Raw genomic sequence first — 15,391 nt, forward strand, 5'->3', positions numbered from 1 at the left:
GGTGCGGTCTTACTGGATGGACTCGATGGCGCTGGCGACCTGCTCGGAGAGGTCCTCCGACAGGGGGGCGATGCCGGCGGCCTCCGCGGCCTCCGCCTGGCCCTCCGCGCTGGCCACGTATCCGAGGTACGCCTTGGCGAGCTCGGCCACGGAGTCGTCCTGGTAGTCCTCGCAGGCGAGCAGGTAGCTCACGAGCACGATCGGGTAGACGCCCGACTCGGTGCTCGTGCGGTCGAGCTCGAACGCGATGTCGTTGTCCGCTCGGCCTTCGACGCGCGGCGAGGCGTCGACGATGGCCGCGGCGGCCTCCGGCGAGTACTCGACGAACTCTTCGCCGACCTTGATGGCCGCGACACCGAGTTCGCCCGCGCGGGACGCGTCGGCGTAGCCGATGATGTTCGTGCCGTTGGTCACGGCATCCACGACACCGGACGTCTGCGCCGCTGCCTCGCCACCGAACGCGGAGGGCCACTCGCCGTCCGGTTCCTCGGTCCACACGTCGGGGGCCGCGGCGTACAGGTACTCCGCGAAGTTCTCGGTGGTGCCCGAGTCGTCGGAGCGGTGCACGGCCGTGATCGGCGCGGACGGGAGCGTGGCGTCGGGGTTCAGCGCGGCGATCTCCGGGGCGTCCCACGAGGTGATGGTCCCGGCGAAGATGCCGGCGAGGGTCGCTGCGTCGAGGTTGAGGCTGTCCACGCCCTCCACGTTGAAGATGACGGCGATCGGGGAGATGTAGACCGGCAGGTCGAGTGCCGACGTGCCCTCGACGCACTTGCCGAACGTGCCGGACAGCTCCTCCTCGTTCAGGGCCCGGTCGGAACCGGCGAAGTCGGCACCGCCGGCGATGAAGGCCTCACGACCTGCGCCTGAGCCGTCGGGGGAGTACTCGACCGTGACGTCGGGGTTCGCGGTCTGGAACGATGCACGCCAGACCTCCTGGGCGGAGCCCTGCGACGACGCGCCGATACCCACCAGGGTGCCGGAGAGCGTCGACTCGTTGCCCGCGTCTCCGCCGTCGGGCGTTGCTGAGCCGCCCTCGTTCGCTGCGCACGAGGTCAGTGCGAGAGTCGTGACGGTCGCGAGGGTGGCGACGACTCCAAAACGCTTCTTGTTCAAGGATGTTCCCTTCCGGGTTCGTGATCGGGATTGCAGGCCGGTGCTGACCGGTCGCAACGCTAACCACGCGTGTTAACAGGGCTCTTTCACGCCGGTGAACGGGAGGTGAACAGCACCCCCGGCGAATCGGCGGACCGACGATCCCCGTGCGGCATCACCGGGTGGGTCAGGAGGGCGGCGAGTGGGTCTCCACGGCGAGGATTCCGGCGGCCGGGTCGGTCGCGGAGAGGTGCACCACGGTGAATTCGCCGGGGCTCAGCATGCCCGCGCGGGTGAGCCGGAGCGCCGACGGCGTCGAGGTGGCGATCGCGATCTCGTGCAGGATCTCGGGGAGAACGGGGCTGTGACTGCAGAGCACCGCGGTCCTGCGCTTGGCGAGGCGCTTCTGCACGATCCGGGGCACGGAACCGCCGTGCGACTCGTACGCGTCCTGGCTGATGGCGTTCGTCGTCTTGAGGGGTCGGCCGAGCGCGGCGGCCGTGGGTTCGAGGGTCTCGATGCATCGCCTGGCACTGCTCGAGATCAGCGTGCGCGGTCCGAACGCGGCGAGGGTCGGCACGATGGCCGACGCCTGCGCATGCCCCTGCGCGGAGAGCGGGCGCGACGCATCCGAGTCCTCCCACTCGAACGGCTGCACGGCCTTGCCATGCCGGAGGGTGAGAAGAGCGAAAGTGCGGAGGGTGCCGTGGTCGTGCATGTCGGCGAAGAGCTGCAGCACGTCGATGTCGCTCGCGTAGCTGAGGCGGCCGAGGGCCGCGGGGATCGGCAGCCACTCGAGGCCGTCCACCTCGGCATTGGGGGAGAACGTCGACGCCGCGACTGCCGCATCCGTCGCCTCGGTGGCCCAGTAGTGCACCTCTTTGGTGCGACCGTTGGCGATGGGGTAGTCGACCGCACCGAGCGGGAGTCCGAGGGTCACCCGGATGCCGGTCTCCTCGGCGATCTCCCGCACCGCGGCCTGGGGAAGCGTCTCGCCCGGGTCCAGCTTGCCCTTGGGGAGCGAGAAGTCCCTGTGCCGGGTGCGATGAATGAGGAGGACGAGTACACGGTCGTCGACCTGTCGCCACACGACGCCACCGGCCGCGTAGACGACGGAGGAACCCGCCATCCTCAGAGCGTCCAGGGCGTCAACGGAAGCCGCCGGACCGCCGACGGCCGGACACCTGGTACATGACGGTGTTCTGCATGTCGTCGAGCACGTCGCCGTTCTCGTCCTCGTGCATCCGGGTCCACTCGCCGAGCTCGTCGAGCCACCAGGACGACGTGGTGGGCGCCATGGCGAGGTCGAACAGCTCGTCGATCTCGCGCAGTTGGTCGGGGTTCACGAGACGCACCAGGGCCTCGACCCGACGGTCGAGGTTGCGGTGCATCATGTCGGCGCTGCCGATGTACACCTGCGGGTCCCCGTCGTTTAGGAAGCTGAACACCCGCGAGTGCTCGAGATAGCGACCGAGGATGGACCGCACCCGGATGGTCTCGCTGAGCCCCGGCTGCCCGGGGCGCACCGCGCAGATTCCGCGCACCCAGATGTCGATCGGCACTCCGGCCATGCTCGCCCGGTAGAGGCCGTCGATGATCGCCTCGTCGACGATGGAGTTCACCTTGATGCGGATGCCGCTCGGCTTGCCGTCGAGGGCGTTCCGGGTCTCGTTCGCGATCCGCTTGAGCAGACCTTTGCGGAGGTGCAACGGGGCGACGAGGAGGCGCTTGAACTTCTTCTCGATCGCGTAGCCCGACAGCTCGTTGAACAGGCGCGTCAGGTCCTTGCCCACCGTGTCGTCGGCGGTCAGCAGCCCGAGGTCCTCGTAGATGCGGCTCGTCTTGGGGTTGTAGTTGCCGGTGCCGATGTGGCTGTAGTGCCGCAGGCGACCCTTCTCCTGGCGCACCACGAGGGCCAGCTTGCAGTGGGTCTTGAGTCCGACGAGGCCGTAGACCACGTGCACGCCGGCCTTCTCGAGCTTGCGGGCCCAGAGGATGTTGGCCTGCTCGTCGAAGCGCGCCTTGATCTCCACGAGGGCGAGCACCTGCTTGCCGGCCTCGGCGGCGTCGATGAGGGCCTCGACGATCGGACTGTCGCCCGACGTGCGGTACAGGGTCTGCTTGATGGCGAGCACGTTCGGGTCGGCCGCGGCCTCCTCGAGGAACGCCTGGACGCTCGTGGCGAACGACTCGTACGGGTGGTGCAGCAGGATGTCCTGGCGGGCGATCGACCCGAAGATGTCGGGCTTGCTGTTCGGCTCGGTGGGCATGATGGGCATGCTCGTGGTCGGCACGTGCTTGGGATAGTGCAGCGCCGGGCGATCGAGCTTGGTCAGCGCGAACAGTCCGCCGAGGTCCAGGGGCGACGGGAGGGTGTAGACCTCCTGCTCGGTGATGTCGAGCTCCCGCACCAGCAGGTCGAGGGTGACCGGGTCCATGTCGTCGGAGATCTCCAGACGGATGGGTGGTCCGAAGCGTCGACGGAGCAGCTCCTTCTCGAGGGCCTGGATCAGGTTCTCGGTCTCGTCCTCGTCGACCTCCACGTCCTCGTTGCGGGTCACGCGGAAGATGTGGTGCTCCACGATCTCCATGCCCGGGAAGAGCGCGTCGAGCTGATTGGCGATCAGGTCTTCGAGGGCGATGAACTCGACCGGCCCGGTGCCGGTGTCGGGGCTGAGCGGCACGAAGCGGGACAGCATCTGCGGCACCTTGAGCCGGGCGAAGCTCTCCTTGCCCTTCGGGTTCCGGACCCGGATCGAGAGGTTGAGCGACAGACCGGAGATGTAGGGGAACGGATGCGCCGGGTCCACCGCGAGCGGCATCAGCACCGGGAAGATCTGGTCGGAGAACACCTCGTGCAGGTGGGCGCGCTGCCCCTCGTCGAGCGTGTCCCACTTCACCACGCGCACGCCGGCCTCGTCGAGCGCGGGCTTGACGCTGGTGGCGAAGACTTCGGCGTGTCTGCGCTGCAGTTCGTACGCCGTGCGGTTGATGTCCGACAGCACCTCGGCGGGCGTCCGTCCCGTGACCGTGGGAACCGCGAGGCCGGTGACGATGCGGCGCTTGAGTCCGGCGACGCGCACCATGAAGAACTCGTCGAGGTTGCTCGCGAAGATGGCGAGGAAGTTCGCCCGCTCGAGAACCGGCAGACGGGTGTCCTCGGCCAGTTCGAGCACCCGCTTGTTGAACGCGAGCCAGCTCAGCTCGCGGTCGAGGAAGCGATCCTCGGGGAGGGTTCCGTCGTCGATGCTGCTCGTTTCCTCGTCGAAATCGTCGAGCAGGTCGGCAACCGCCTTGGCGTCTCCGAGGTAGGTGTCGCTGTCCATTCGTCTATCTTGGCATTGCCCCGCTCCGGCGGTAATGCACGTCGATGGTCTCGTCGGTGAAGCCCTCGGAACGGTAGAGACGCACGGCGGCGTGGTTGTCGGCCTCCACGTACAGGCTCACCACGGACACTCCGCGCTCGCGGAGTCGGTCGAGACCTGCGGCGAGGAGCGACCTGCCGATGCCGGCCCCGGACCGGTCGGGGTCGACCCCGAGCACGTAGATCTCACCCTCTCCGTCCTCCACCTTGAGCCAGCAGAAGCCCACGAGGGTCCCGTCGGGAGTCCGGGCGAGCAGGAAGTCGGTACCGGCGAACCACGGCTCCCCGCTCCGGGACGTCACGTCCGCGAGCGTCTGCCTGCCCTGCTCGGGATGCGAGGCGAACGCCCGCGCGTTGAGCGCCACCCAGTCCGTGCCGTCGCGGTCCAGGTCGAAGGTGCTCAGCACCAGGTCGGTGCGGGTCCACGGTCGGTGCACGTCCGCAATCGGCGCGCGAAGCTTCAGCAGGGTGCGTGCACGATCGAAGTCGAAGGTACGGGCGAGTGCGGCCGCGCCGGGCGAGTCGCCGTGGGCCCACACCGCCAACCCCTCCGGCGATCGGTCGATCAGTTCGCCGACCAGAGCTGTGCCGATCCCGCCGCGTCGGTACGCGGGCGCCACCACGAGTTCCGCGTCACCGTCCCTCAGCGTGGCCGCTCCGACGAGCTGCCCGTCGCGCTCCACCTCGAGAAGCAGCGGGCCGTCGTCCGTGCCGAGGGTGAGCAGCGTCTGGTCGTTGAACGCGCGCTGCCCGTCGACGGCTGCCGCATCGGCGATTAGCCGCCGGAAGGCCGGTGTCACCGCGGCGGCCGACCCGCTACGACTCGATGACCGCGGCGGGGGAGTGCTCATCGTCGTCCTCGTACACGTTGAATCGGTAGCCGACGTTCCGCACGGTGCCGATCAGCGATTCGAGATCGCCGAGCTTCGCCCGGAGGCGTCGCACGTGCACGTCCACCGTGCGGGTGCCGCCGAAGTAGTCGTACCCCCACACCTCGCTCAGCAGCTGCTCCCGCGTGAACACGCGCGAGGGGTGACTGGCGAGGAAGCGCAGCAGTTCGAACTCCTTGAATGTGAGGTCGAGCGGCCGTCCGTGCACCTTCGCCGAATAGCTGGCCTCGTCGATGACCACGCCGGACGCCTGGATCTTCGCACCGGTCTGCTCCTGCGCCGCCCGGCCGATCACGAGGCGGATGCGCGCGTCGACCTCCGCGGGGCCCGCCGTGTCGAGGATGACGTCGGTCGCCCCCCAGTCGGCGCTCACTGCGGTGAGCCCGCCCTCGGTGAGGATGAGCACGAGCGGCACGCTGATGCCCGTCGTCGTGAGGATCTTGCACAGGGACTTGGCGCTCGCGAGGTCCCGCCGCGCGTCCACGAAGAGCAGGTCGCAGGCCGGCGCGTTCACCAGGCTGGCCGGCTCGGCGGGGATCTGCCGCGTGCGGTGGCTGAGGAGGGCGAGAGCGGGAAGCGCCTCCGAATCGACCGCAGAGGTCAGGACCAACAGCTGAGCCACGAAAGACCCTCCCGAACAGAATTGACTTCATACTATGGCCACCGGCGACGGCCTCCGTGCCGCCGCCGTTCGCGCCGGCGATGGTTCAGCCCGGGGCGGTGCGCATCGTGGGGCACAATGAGGGTGTGGACCACCAGTGGAGAAGCATCGTGCCCGTGTGGGTGCTCGCGCTCGGCGGGGCCGTCGCCGTGGTCGTGTTCGCGCCGCGTGGTGAGGCGATCGGCTGGTTCCCGGTGGTGCTCGCGTTCACCACCATCGCGGCCTTCGCCCTGCAGCTCACCCTCCGCCGCAAGACCGGTTTCGTGGCGCGCGTACTGCTGAGCGTGTGCGGCGCGGCGGTACTGCTGGCACTGGTCACGGTGGTGCTGGCGGTCTTCGTCGGATCAGTGGGATAAAATCGAACCCATGTCGTCGCTGATCGCTCTCGAACTCTTCTACACCGGCCTTCTGGTGTTGGCCACGCTCGCGATCGGCGCCATTTCGGTCGTCGTGCTGTACAACCTGTTCCGGGGCCAGAGCTGACGAATCGCTTCCCCCGGCCGAATCGGGAAGGGGACGACTCGTGATCGAGCTGCCCACCGGCCTCTCCGCCGAACTCGTCCCCCTGTCCTGGCTGCTCGGGGTGTGGGAGGGGACCGGCGTCGTCGAATACAGCGTCGGGGAGTCGATCGAACGGCACGAGTTCCGTCAGCGCGTCAGCTTCAGTCATGACGGGCTGCCGCACCTCAACTACAGCTCGTCGACCTGGCTCGTCGGGGTCGCGCCGGCGCCGGACGCCGGTGACGCCGAGTCGGCCGTCGGCTTCGATCCGACGCCCCTCGCGACGGAGACCGGATACTGGCGCCTCAGCCGACCCCTCTCCGCCGCCGACCCCGGCCCCGGGCTCCTCCCCGGTGTCGGGCAACGTCCGTACAGCACGGCATCCGATGTGGAGACGCTGCGCAACTCCGCCGAGGGCTTCGACATCGAACTGTCCCTCGTGCACCCGGGCGGGGTGAGCGAGGTGTACCTCGGCCAGGTGAAGGGCCCGCGCATCCAGCTGGCCACCGACGCCGTGATCCGCACCGACGGATCGAAGAGCTATTCGGCCGCGACCCGCCTGTACGGGCTCGTCGAGCGCGACCTGCTCTGGACGTGGGACATCGCCGCGCTCGGACAGGATCTGCGGACCCATGCATCCGGACGGCTGGCCCGCCTTGAGTGAGTTCCTGACCCTCCCGGGCGCGGTGGACGCCTCGGGTGCCGATGCCGGAACGCCGGCGCACTACGGCAACCCGGTGGCGGAGCAGCGAGCGCTCGCCGCGGGCGGCGCCATCGTCGACCTGTCCAGTCGTGCCGTCCTCACGGTGTCGGGGGACGACCGGCTCACCTGGCTCGATTCGCTCACGAGCCAGAGCATCGCCGCTCTGCCGCCGGGCGAGTCGGCGGAGACTCTGCTCCTCGATCCGCACGGGCGGGTGGAGCATGCCATCAAGCTGCTCGATGACGGTGCCGTGACCTGGCTGCTGGTGGAACGCGATCAGGCCGCGCCGTTGCTCGCCTGGTTGCTGCGGATGCGCTTCATGCTGCGCGTGGAGCCCGAGGACCGCACCGCGGACTACGCCACCGTGGCCACCCTCGGATCGGTGGCCGACCTCGGACTGCCGGTGGCCGCGCCGAACGGCGTGCCTCTGCACTGGACGGATCCGTGGAGCGCGGTGACCGCCGGTGGGTACGGCTATGCCCGGGCCGAGCCGCATCCCGGCTCCGACTGGCACGAGAGCGAGGTGCTCGTCGACCGCACGGCGCTCCCGACGCTCGTGGAGCGCGTCGCCGCCGGAGAACTGTCCGCCGCGGGCGTCCTTGCTCTCGAGGCGCTGCGCATCGCCGCCTGGCGCCCGCGCTTCGGGGCGGAGGTCGATGACCGCAGCATCCCGCACGAGGTGGACTGGCTCCGCTCGGCCGTGCACCTGAACAAGGGGTGCTACCGCGGTCAGGAGACCGTGGCGAAGGTGCACAATCTCGGCAAGCCGCCGCGTCGCGTCGTGATGCTGCACCTCGACGGATCGGACGCCGTGCTGCCCGCACCCGGATCGGTGGTGTCGATGACCCGGGACGGGGAGACGGTGCCGGTCGGGGCGATCACCTCGAGCGCGATGCACCACGAGCTCGGTCCCGTGGCGCTCGCGGTCATCAAGCGAGCCGTCGCGCCGGATGCGGTGCTCACCGTCTTGGCCGACGACGTCCAGGTGGCAGCCGCTCAGGAGATCATCGTGCCGACGGACGCCGGCGCCGTCGCCGACGTGCCGCGCATCCCCCGCCTCGGCCGCGTGACCCGCTAGGGCCGCGTGACCCGCTAGGGGCGCGCGACGGCCCGGTTCAGTCGGACCAGACGAAACCCGCCGGAGCGACGGACTCCCAGCGAACGGTGAGTTCGCCGAGGCGCCACCGCGCCGGCCCGCCGCCCACCGGCCAGCCCGCGTCACGAAGTCGCCGCACGGTCGCGATCCACCGCTGGGTCGGACCGTAGGCGGCGAGCGGGGCGCTCAGCTGCCACGCCGAATCGAGCGCGCGGATCAGGTCGTGCACGCGCTCGCCCGGCACGTTGCGGTGGATGAGGACCTTCGGCAGCCGTTCGGCGACGACGCTCGGCCGGTCGAGGTCGGAGAGGCGGAGCGCGATCGTGAGGGAGGCCGGCCCGGTGGCCGTGACCGCCACCCAGCTCGCGACCCGGCCGATCTCGTTGCAGGTACCGTCGATGAGCACCCCGTCGGGGTGCAACCGGCGGAGCATGAGCCGCCACGCGGGGGCGACCTCCGACTCGTCGTACTGTCGCAGCACGTTGAACGCCCGGATGACCGCGGCCTGCTCGCCAAGAGGCAGGGGCACCTCGAATCCGCCGAGGTCGAAGCGCACCGCGGGGAGGGCGGGCGCGGATGCGGGGCGTGCGGCCAATTGCGCACTCGCTCGGGTCACGCGGTCGCGCTCGATCTCGAACCCGACCACCCGCACATCGGGGCGCACCCGAGCGAGGCGCGACGCCAGCTCGAGGGTGGTGACCCCGCTCGCGCCGTAGCCCAGGTCCACGACGACCGGGTTCCCCGTGCGCCGCAGGGAGGGCAGCGCGGCGATCCACCGGTCGACGCGTCGCAGTCGATTGGTATGGGTCGTGCCGCGGGTGACGGAGCCCACCGGCGCGAACGCCGCGCGGTTCCGCATCCGTCCACCGTAACCCAGCCCGTCCCGTGCCTCCGGCGGGCGAGGCGCGGACGGGGAGGGACGCCGACGTGGTTGATCCTCACTAAACTGACCGCATGGCGACTACGACACTGATCCTGCTCCGGCACGGCAACAGCGAATGGAACCAGAAGAACCTCTTCACCGGATGGGTGGACGTGGGGCTCACGGAGCAGGGGGTGGCCGAGGGTGAGCGCGCGGGCGAGTTGCTCGTCGAGTCCGGGCTCCTGCCCGACCTCCTCTACACCTCCCGCCTCGTACGGGCCATCGACACCGCCAACATCGCCCTCCGCCGGGCCGGTCGCTCGTGGATCGACGTCAAGCGCTCCTGGCGCCTGAACGAGCGCCACTACGGCGCGTTGCAGGGCAAGGACAAGGCGCAGACCCTCGAGGAGTACGGTCCCGAGCAGTTCGCCACCTGGCGTCGCTCCTTCGACGTGCCGCCGCCGCCCATCGAGGACGACGACGAGTTCTCCCAGGCGCACGACCCGCGCTACGCCGACCTCGGTGACCGGCTGCCCCGCACCGAGGCGCTGAAGAACGTGATCGAACGGATGCTGCCGTACTGGGAGTCCGACATCAAGCCCGACCTGGCGTCGGGCCGGGTCGTGCTCGTCACCGCGCACGGCAACTCGCTGCGCGCGCTGGTGAAGCACCTCGACGGCATCTCGGATGACGACATCGCCGAGCTGAACATCCCCACCGGCATCCCGCTCGTGTACGAGCTCGACGACGAGTTCCAGCCGATCACACCCGGTGGCCGCTACCTCGACCCCGAGGCCGCCGCGGCAGGCGCCGCAGCGGTCGCCGCGCAGGGAACCAAGAAGTAAGGCAGAGCCGAACGACGAAGGACCCCGGACGACTCGTCCGGGGTCCTTCGTCGTTCGGCTCGGTTCGTCGCGTTACGGGAAGCTCGGCACCAGATCGCCGGTGGACAGGTACTTCATGGTCTTGGCGATCGAGACGGCGTGGTCGGCGAAGCGCTCGTGGTACCGGCTCGCCAGCGTGGAGTCGACCGTGTCGACGACCGCACCCTTCCACGCCTCGCCGAGCACCGCGTCGAACACGCTGAGGTGCAGCTCGTCGATGCGGTCGTCGTCGTTGCGGATCTCCTCGGCGAGAGCCACATCCTCGTTCTCGAGCAGCTGGTGCAGCTTCTGCGCGATGGCCACGTCGAGCTGTCCGAGCTCCTGGAAGGTGGGACGGAGGCTCTGCGGCACGACCTTGTCGGGGAAGCGGTACCGGGCGAGCTGCGCGATGTGCTCGGCGAGGTCGCCCATGCGCTCGAGCGACGCACTGATGCGCAGGGCGCTCACCACGATGCGCAGATCGCGGGCGACGGGCTGCTGCCGGGCGAGGATATTGATGGCGAGCTCGTCGAGGGAGTGCGCCGCGTCGTCGATGGCCGAGTCCTCCGCGATGACGGATTCGGCGAGTCCCACGTCGGACTCGTTGAACGCGCGGGTCGCGTTGTCGATGGCGGTCGCGACAAGAGCCGAGATCTCCACGAGTCGGTCCTGCACCTCGCGCAGTTCCTGCTGAAATACCTCGCGCATGAGTGGAGTCCTTTCACTGGTACCTGAGCGGGAACGGCAAACGGAATCAGGATCGTCGCCCGAGGTTAACGACCGGTGCCCGAGCCGTGAACACTTACCAAAGTAGCCCTGATGGGGGCGATCGGGGCGGAGCCCACCGGGTTGTCTCCTAATGTTGTTCCCATGGACACCGGTCTGTTGGTGCTCGTGTCACTTGCCCTCGGTCTGGCGGTCGGCTCGGGATTCGTGTGGCTTCTGCACCACGCGTCGCTCCGCGGCGAACGCGCCGTCGAGGTCATCTTCCCGAGCGTGCCCGACGGTGTGGATCAGGTCATCGAGGCCCTCGAGTCCGCCGGGGTGGTGCTCGACCCGTCGAACAACGTCATGAAGGCGTCGCCCGGTGCCCATGCCTTCGGACTGGTCTGGAACCAGTCACTGGTGCATCCGGAGCTCGTGCGCCTCGTCGACCGGGTGCGCCGCAGCGGCGAGCCCATCACCGACGAGCTCACCCTGCGGCGCGGGCCGTTCGGTGACGGCGACATCCACCTGTTCGTGCGCATCGCCCGGCTCGGTACCCGCTTCGTGCTGCTGCTCGCCGAGGACCGCACCGAGTCCGTGCGCCTCGACAACGTGCGGCGGGATTTCGTCGCCAACATCAGTCACGAACTCAAGACCCCGATCGGTGCGGTCGGGCTCCTCGCCGAGGCGCTCGACAGTGCCGCCGACGAGCCCGAAATGGTGCGCAAGTTCGCCGGCCGGTTGAGCACCGAGTCCGCCCGCCTCGCCCGCATCACCCAGGAGATCATCGAGCTCTCCCGGCTGCAGGCGTCGGATGCCCTCACCCGGGCGGAGCTCGTGCCGGTCGATCACGTGGTGGCGGTCGCGGTCGACCAGAACCGGGTCGTGGCCGAGGCCCGACGCATCACCCTCGCCACCGGCGGCGCGCACGACGTGGACGTGTACGGAGACGAGGCCCTCCTCGTGACCGCCCTGCACAATCTCGTCTCCAACGCGATCAACTACTCGCCCGACGGGTCACGGGTGGGAATCGGGGTGCGCGCGGTCGACGGAGTGGTCGAGATCGCCGTGACCGACCAGGGTGTCGGCATCCCCGAGTCGGACATCGACCGGGTGTTCGAGCGGTTCTTCCGGGTCGACCAGTCCCGCGACCGCAACACCGGCGGCACGGGGCTCGGACTCGCCATCGTCAAGCACGTGGCGCAGAACCACGGTGGCGACGTACGCGTCTGGTCGCAACCCGGCCGCGGTTCCACCTTCACCCTCCGCCTGCCGGAGGCGTCGGTCGACCTCACGCCGCCCGCCCCCGCCCAGGCCGTCCCCGCCCCTGAACATTCCTCGATCCCCTAGGAGAGACACCCGTGACCCACATCCTTCTCGTCGAAGACGAGGGCGCACTCAGCGAACCCCTCGCGTACCTGCTGGAGCGGGAGGGCTACGACGTGACGGTGGCCGAGGACGGCAATCGCGCGGTGAGCGAATTCGAGCGCGCCGGCGCCGACCTCGTGCTGCTCGATCTGATGCTGCCCGGAATGCCCGGCACCGAGGTGTGCCGCGCGATCCGCGCCACGTCGGCCGTGCCGATCATCATGCTCACCGCGAAGGACTCCGAGGTGGACATCGTCGTGGGACTCGAGCTCGGCGCCGATGACTACGTGACGAAGCCGTACTCCACCCGCGAGCTCCTCGCCCGCATCCGGGCCGTACTTCGACGCCGCACCGACGTCGACGAGGAGGAGCAGAGCATCCTGCAGGCGGGGCCCGTGCGGATGGACCTCGAGCGTCACACGGTGGAGGTGTCGGGCGTCGACACCCCGATGCCGCTCAAGGAGTTCGAACTGCTGGAGCTGCTGTTGCGCAACGCGGGCCGGGTGCTCACGCGCGGGCAGCTCATCGACCGGGTGTGGGGTGCCAACTACTTCGGTGACACCAAGACCCTCGACGTGCACATCAAGCGCATCCGCTCGAAGGTGGAGAAGCAGCCGTCCGAACCGGTGCTGCTCGTCACCGTGCGCGGGCTCGGCTACCGCTTCGAGGCGTAGCGGGCGGCGCGGCCGGCGCCGTCACCGACGATGCGGTGACGCGGCGGCCGAGCGTGCACTACGGCGCGGGAGTACCGGTGTCGGGCTGGGTGTCGGACACGTCGGGGGTCTCCGACACGTCGGTGGACTCCGACCTGCCGTCGAGCGTGTCGGCCGGGGGCTCCTCGTCCGTGGGGCCGGACGGCTCCGGATCGATGCTGGGAGCGGGGGAGGGGAGGAGTCCCTCGTAGTGCTCGAACGTGTCGTCGAACACGGGGACGCGGGCCTCGATGCCCTCCACGTCGCCGTACTGCATGTAGAGGGGGAAGAGGCTCCCCGGTCGTGCGTCGTCGATATCCTCGAGCACGATGGTCCGGCTCTCGTCGGATCCGTCGTAGATGGTGATGCCCTCGGCGATCGCGATCTCCTGCGTGATGCGCCCGCCGCTGGCGTCGTACTGCACGATCACGTTCTGCGACTCGTCGGACCGGTTCACGAACGTGGCGATGAGGCTCGCGCGCTCACCCTCTTCGCTCAGCAGCGTCACGTTGCGGGCGAGGACATCGCCGAACTCGAAGTTGTAGCCCTCAGCCGGGTGGTAGAACTCGTTGGTCGTCTGCGGGCTGATGAAGTTGCACCCGGTCGTGCCCCCGAGGATCAGTGTTGCCAGAACGATGGAAGTGGCGGCGCGCACTCTCACTTGACCCTCCGGATATCTGCTCCCGCGCACTGCACGTGTCATGCCTGCCGGGGAAAACGCTGTCGAGTTTAGCCTAGAGGAACCGAGCGGCCGGAGCCCGCAGCGCACGCCGCTAGCACGCGGGCATGGGGCAGGGCCGACGACACGCCTATGGTAAACTGGGGGTCATCGAAGGGACGACATTCATGCTATTCGAGGTCGGCGAAACAGTCGTTTACCCCCACCACGGCGCAGCCACCATCATCGAGGTGAAGAAGCGCACGGTCAAAGGCGAAGAGAAGCTCTACCTGAAGCTCAACGTCACTCAGGGCGACCTGACGATCGAGGTGCCGGCTGAGAACGTTGACCTCGTCGGTGTCCGCGACGTCATCGGCAAGGAAGGCCTCGACCGCGTGTTCGAGGTGCTCCGCGCTCCCTTCACCGAGGAACCGACCAACTGGTCGCGCCGGTACAAGGCCAACCTCGAGAAGCTCGCCTCCGGCGACGTCATCAAGGTTTCGGAGGTCGTGCGCGACCTGTGGCGCCGCGACCAGGACCGCGGTCTCTCCGCGGGCGAGAAGCGGATGCTCGCCAAGGCCCGGCAGATTCTGATCAGCGAGCTGGCGCTCGCCGAGAAGACCGACGAGGACAAGGCCTCGACCGTCCTCGACGAGGTTCTGGCTTCCTGAGTCCCGGTCTTCCGACCCGGCTCCCTGACTCTCCGTCTCGGCAACTCGGCATGACGGGCGCCTCGGCATGACGCCCGAACCCACGACGGCGATCATCGTCGTCGCCGCCGGTTCGGGCACCCGTCTCGGCCATGCTGAGCCGAAGGCGTTCGTTCCCGTTTCCGGACGGTCCATCCTGGAGCGCGCGCTCGAGACCCTGTTCGAACTCGCCGAGCCCGTGCAGGTGATCGTGGTCGCTCCGTCGACCCACCTCGACGCGACGCGCGTGGCCGCCCGTACCGTCGCCGGGATCATGCACGAGGCGGTGACCGTGACCGTCGGCGGCCCGACCCGACAGGCGTCCGTCGCGGCGGGTCTCGCCGCCGTCGACCCCGCCGTGGACGTCGTGCTCGTGCACGATGCCGCGCGCGCGCTCACCCCCCGTGCGCAGTTCGTCCGCGTGCTGGACGCCGTCCGCTCGACGGGACACGGGATCATCCCCGGGCTTCCGGTGGCCGACACCATCAAGCGCCGGGACGCCGCGGACCTCGTGCTCGCCACGGTCGACCGCTCCGAACTCGTCGCGGTGCAGACCCCGCAGGGCTTCCCGCGCACGGCGTTGACGTCCGCCTACGCGGCGGCCGATGCCGAGCACACCGACGATGCGGCGCTCTTCGCCGCCGCGGGCAACGAGGTGCACCTCGTCGACGGCGATCCGATGGCGTTCAAGATCACCACCCCGTGGGACCTGCGCCGGGCCGAGGGGCTGCTCGGGTCGCCGTCCGGTCTCCGCACCGGTGTCGGCGTCGATGTGCACGCGTTCGATCCGGCGGAGCCGCTCTGGCTCGCGGGACTGCACTGGCCCGGCGAAGTGGGGTTGTCGGGCCACAGCGACGGCGACGCCGTGAGCCACGCGATCTGCGACGCGCTCCTCTCGGCGGCGGGTCTTGGCGACATCGGCGGACATTTCGGCACGGCGGAGGCGCATCTGGCGGGCGCGCACGGCACCGTGTTCCTGCACCGCACCGTCGAGCTTCTGCGCGACGCCGGTGTCACCGTTCTCAACGTGGCCGTGCAGGTCATCAGCAACCGTCCGAAGCTGTCCCCGCGCAGGGCCGAGGCCGAGGCGCTGCTCAGTCGCGCCGTGGGTGCACCGGTGAGCCTCGCCGCGACCACCTCCGACGGCCTCGGCTTCACGGGCACGGGGGAGGGGCTCACGGCGATCGCCACCGCCCTCGTCACATCCGCCGGGGTGCCGTCGGGGCGCAAGTAGGCTTGACGCC

Annotated in this window: 16 protein-coding genes; 8 read left to right on the forward strand and 8 right to left on the reverse strand. The window is 69.4% G+C overall.

Features of this window, described 5'->3' with window-relative positions:
- Positions 1-9 precede the first annotated feature (9 nt).
- The 5 genes from EY822_RS09020 to EY822_RS09040 form a co-directional block, all read right to left on the reverse strand.
- The gene (locus EY822_RS09020; protein WP_150307965.1) at positions 10-1,116 is read right to left on the reverse strand and encodes a phosphate ABC transporter substrate-binding protein PstS; all 1,107 of its coding nucleotides are present in this window, start codon (positions 1,114-1,116) and stop codon (positions 10-12) included.
- Positions 1,117-1,282: 166 nt separating this feature from the next.
- On the reverse strand, positions 1,283-2,224 hold the full coding sequence (locus tag EY822_RS09025) for an NUDIX hydrolase (RefSeq protein ID WP_150307966.1): 942 nt from the start codon (positions 2,222-2,224) through the stop codon (positions 1,283-1,285).
- A gap of 19 nt (positions 2,225-2,243) precedes the next feature.
- Complete coding sequence (locus EY822_RS09030) at positions 2,244-4,421, reverse strand: RNA degradosome polyphosphate kinase (protein ID WP_150307967.1); 2,178 nt, start codon at positions 4,419-4,421, stop codon at positions 2,244-2,246.
- Between the two features lie 4 nt (positions 4,422-4,425).
- A complete protein-coding gene (gene mshD, locus EY822_RS09035; RefSeq protein WP_150307968.1) occupies positions 4,426-5,310 on the reverse strand; it encodes a mycothiol synthase in 885 nt (294 codons plus the stop codon).
- Positions 5,276-5,971: a response regulator transcription factor gene (locus tag EY822_RS09040; protein WP_150307969.1), complete on the reverse strand. Its 696-nt coding sequence runs from the start codon at positions 5,969-5,971 to the stop codon at positions 5,276-5,278. Before EY822_RS09040 ends, mshD begins: the two co-directional genes overlap by 35 nt.
- A gap of 80 nt (positions 5,972-6,051) precedes the next feature.
- Between EY822_RS09040 and EY822_RS09045 the strand changes: the two genes are divergently transcribed.
- The 3 genes from EY822_RS09045 to ygfZ all read left to right on the forward strand — a co-directional run bounded on the left by EY822_RS09045 (position 6,052) and on the right by ygfZ (position 8,292).
- The gene (locus EY822_RS09045; protein WP_150307970.1) at positions 6,052-6,366 is read left to right on the forward strand and encodes a hypothetical protein; all 315 of its coding nucleotides are present in this window, start codon (positions 6,052-6,054) and stop codon (positions 6,364-6,366) included.
- A 167-nt stretch (positions 6,367-6,533) separates the two neighbouring features.
- Positions 6,534-7,175, forward strand: a complete 642-nt coding sequence (locus tag EY822_RS09050) for an FABP family protein (protein WP_150307971.1) — start codon at positions 6,534-6,536, stop codon at positions 7,173-7,175.
- Positions 7,144-8,292 (forward strand): CAF17-like 4Fe-4S cluster assembly/insertion protein YgfZ, encoded by a 1,149-nt coding sequence (ygfZ, locus tag EY822_RS09055; RefSeq protein ID WP_150307972.1) that lies wholly within the window; start codon positions 7,144-7,146, stop codon positions 8,290-8,292. The genes EY822_RS09050 and ygfZ overlap by 32 nt, the downstream gene beginning before the upstream one ends.
- A gap of 37 nt (positions 8,293-8,329) precedes the next feature.
- Here ygfZ and EY822_RS09060 read toward each other — a convergent pair whose 3' ends face one another.
- Entirely contained in the window at positions 8,330-9,169 is an 840-nt protein-coding gene (locus tag EY822_RS09060) for a class I SAM-dependent methyltransferase (RefSeq protein ID WP_150307973.1), read from the reverse strand.
- A 95-nt stretch (positions 9,170-9,264) separates the two neighbouring features.
- On the opposite strand from EY822_RS09060, the gene EY822_RS09065 reads away from it, so the two are divergent.
- Positions 9,265-10,017 (forward strand): phosphoglyceromutase, encoded by a 753-nt coding sequence (locus tag EY822_RS09065; protein WP_150307974.1) that lies wholly within the window; start codon positions 9,265-9,267, stop codon positions 10,015-10,017.
- A gap of 72 nt (positions 10,018-10,089) precedes the next feature.
- On the opposite strand, the gene phoU is transcribed toward EY822_RS09065, so the two are convergent.
- Positions 10,090-10,743, reverse strand: coding sequence for a phosphate signaling complex protein PhoU (phoU, locus tag EY822_RS09070; protein WP_150307975.1), 654 nt, complete (start codon positions 10,741-10,743; stop codon positions 10,090-10,092).
- A gap of 162 nt (positions 10,744-10,905) precedes the next feature.
- On the opposite strand from phoU, the gene EY822_RS09075 reads away from it, so the two are divergent.
- On the forward strand, positions 10,906-12,090 hold the full coding sequence (locus tag EY822_RS09075) for a sensor histidine kinase (RefSeq protein ID WP_150307976.1): 1,185 nt from the start codon (positions 10,906-10,908) through the stop codon (positions 12,088-12,090).
- Positions 12,091-12,101: 11 nt separating this feature from the next.
- A complete protein-coding gene (locus EY822_RS09080; RefSeq protein WP_150307977.1) occupies positions 12,102-12,782 on the forward strand; it encodes a response regulator transcription factor in 681 nt (226 codons plus the stop codon).
- Between the two features lie 58 nt (positions 12,783-12,840).
- On the opposite strand, the gene EY822_RS09085 is transcribed toward EY822_RS09080, so the two are convergent.
- A complete protein-coding gene (locus EY822_RS09085) occupies positions 12,841-13,455 on the reverse strand; it encodes a hypothetical protein (RefSeq protein WP_150307978.1) in 615 nt (204 codons plus the stop codon).
- 191 nt (positions 13,456-13,646) lie between these two features.
- Between EY822_RS09085 and EY822_RS09090 the strand changes: the two genes are divergently transcribed.
- Together EY822_RS09090 and ispD are read left to right on the forward strand one after the other, a co-directional pair.
- On the forward strand, positions 13,647-14,129 hold the full coding sequence (locus EY822_RS09090; RefSeq protein ID WP_150308852.1) for a CarD family transcriptional regulator: 483 nt from the start codon (positions 13,647-13,649) through the stop codon (positions 14,127-14,129).
- A 67-nt stretch (positions 14,130-14,196) separates the two neighbouring features.
- Entirely contained in the window at positions 14,197-15,381 is a 1,185-nt protein-coding gene (gene ispD, locus EY822_RS09095) for a 2-C-methyl-D-erythritol 4-phosphate cytidylyltransferase (RefSeq protein ID WP_150307979.1), read from the forward strand.
- Positions 15,382-15,391 lie beyond the last annotated feature (10 nt).

This window comes from Planctomonas psychrotolerans, assembly GCF_008642235.1.
In the GTDB taxonomy this organism is placed as follows: Bacteria; Actinomycetota; Actinomycetes; order Actinomycetales; family Microbacteriaceae; genus Planctomonas; species Planctomonas psychrotolerans.

Bases quoted from the DNA above. Each gene is read 5' to 3' on its own strand.
- EY822_RS09025 (WP_150307966.1), bottom strand. From the start codon at position 2,224: ATGGCGGGTTCCTCCGTCGTCTACGCGGCCGGTGGCGTCGTGTGGCGA.
- EY822_RS09030 (WP_150307967.1), bottom strand. From the start codon at position 4,421: ATGGACAGCGACACCTACCTCGGAGACGCCAAGGCGGTTGCCGACCTG.
- mshD (WP_150307968.1), bottom strand. From the start codon at position 5,310: ATGAGCACTCCCCCGCCGCGGTCATCGAGTCGTAGCGGGTCGGCCGCC.
- EY822_RS09045 (WP_150307970.1), top strand. From the start codon at position 6,052: ATGGTTCAGCCCGGGGCGGTGCGCATCGTGGGGCACAATGAGGGTGTG.
- ygfZ (WP_150307972.1), top strand. From the start codon at position 7,144: ATGCATCCGGACGGCTGGCCCGCCTTGAGTGAGTTCCTGACCCTCCCG.
- EY822_RS09060 (WP_150307973.1), bottom strand. From the start codon at position 9,169: ATGCGGAACCGCGCGGCGTTCGCGCCGGTGGGCTCCGTCACCCGCGGC.
- EY822_RS09065 (WP_150307974.1), top strand. From the start codon at position 9,265: ATGGCGACTACGACACTGATCCTGCTCCGGCACGGCAACAGCGAATGG.
- phoU (WP_150307975.1), bottom strand. From the start codon at position 10,743: ATGCGCGAGGTATTTCAGCAGGAACTGCGCGAGGTGCAGGACCGACTC.
- EY822_RS09075 (WP_150307976.1), top strand. From the start codon at position 10,906: ATGGACACCGGTCTGTTGGTGCTCGTGTCACTTGCCCTCGGTCTGGCG.
- EY822_RS09090 (WP_150308852.1), top strand. From the start codon at position 13,647: ATGCTATTCGAGGTCGGCGAAACAGTCGTTTACCCCCACCACGGCGCA.
- ispD (WP_150307979.1), top strand. From the start codon at position 14,197: ATGACGCCCGAACCCACGACGGCGATCATCGTCGTCGCCGCCGGTTCG.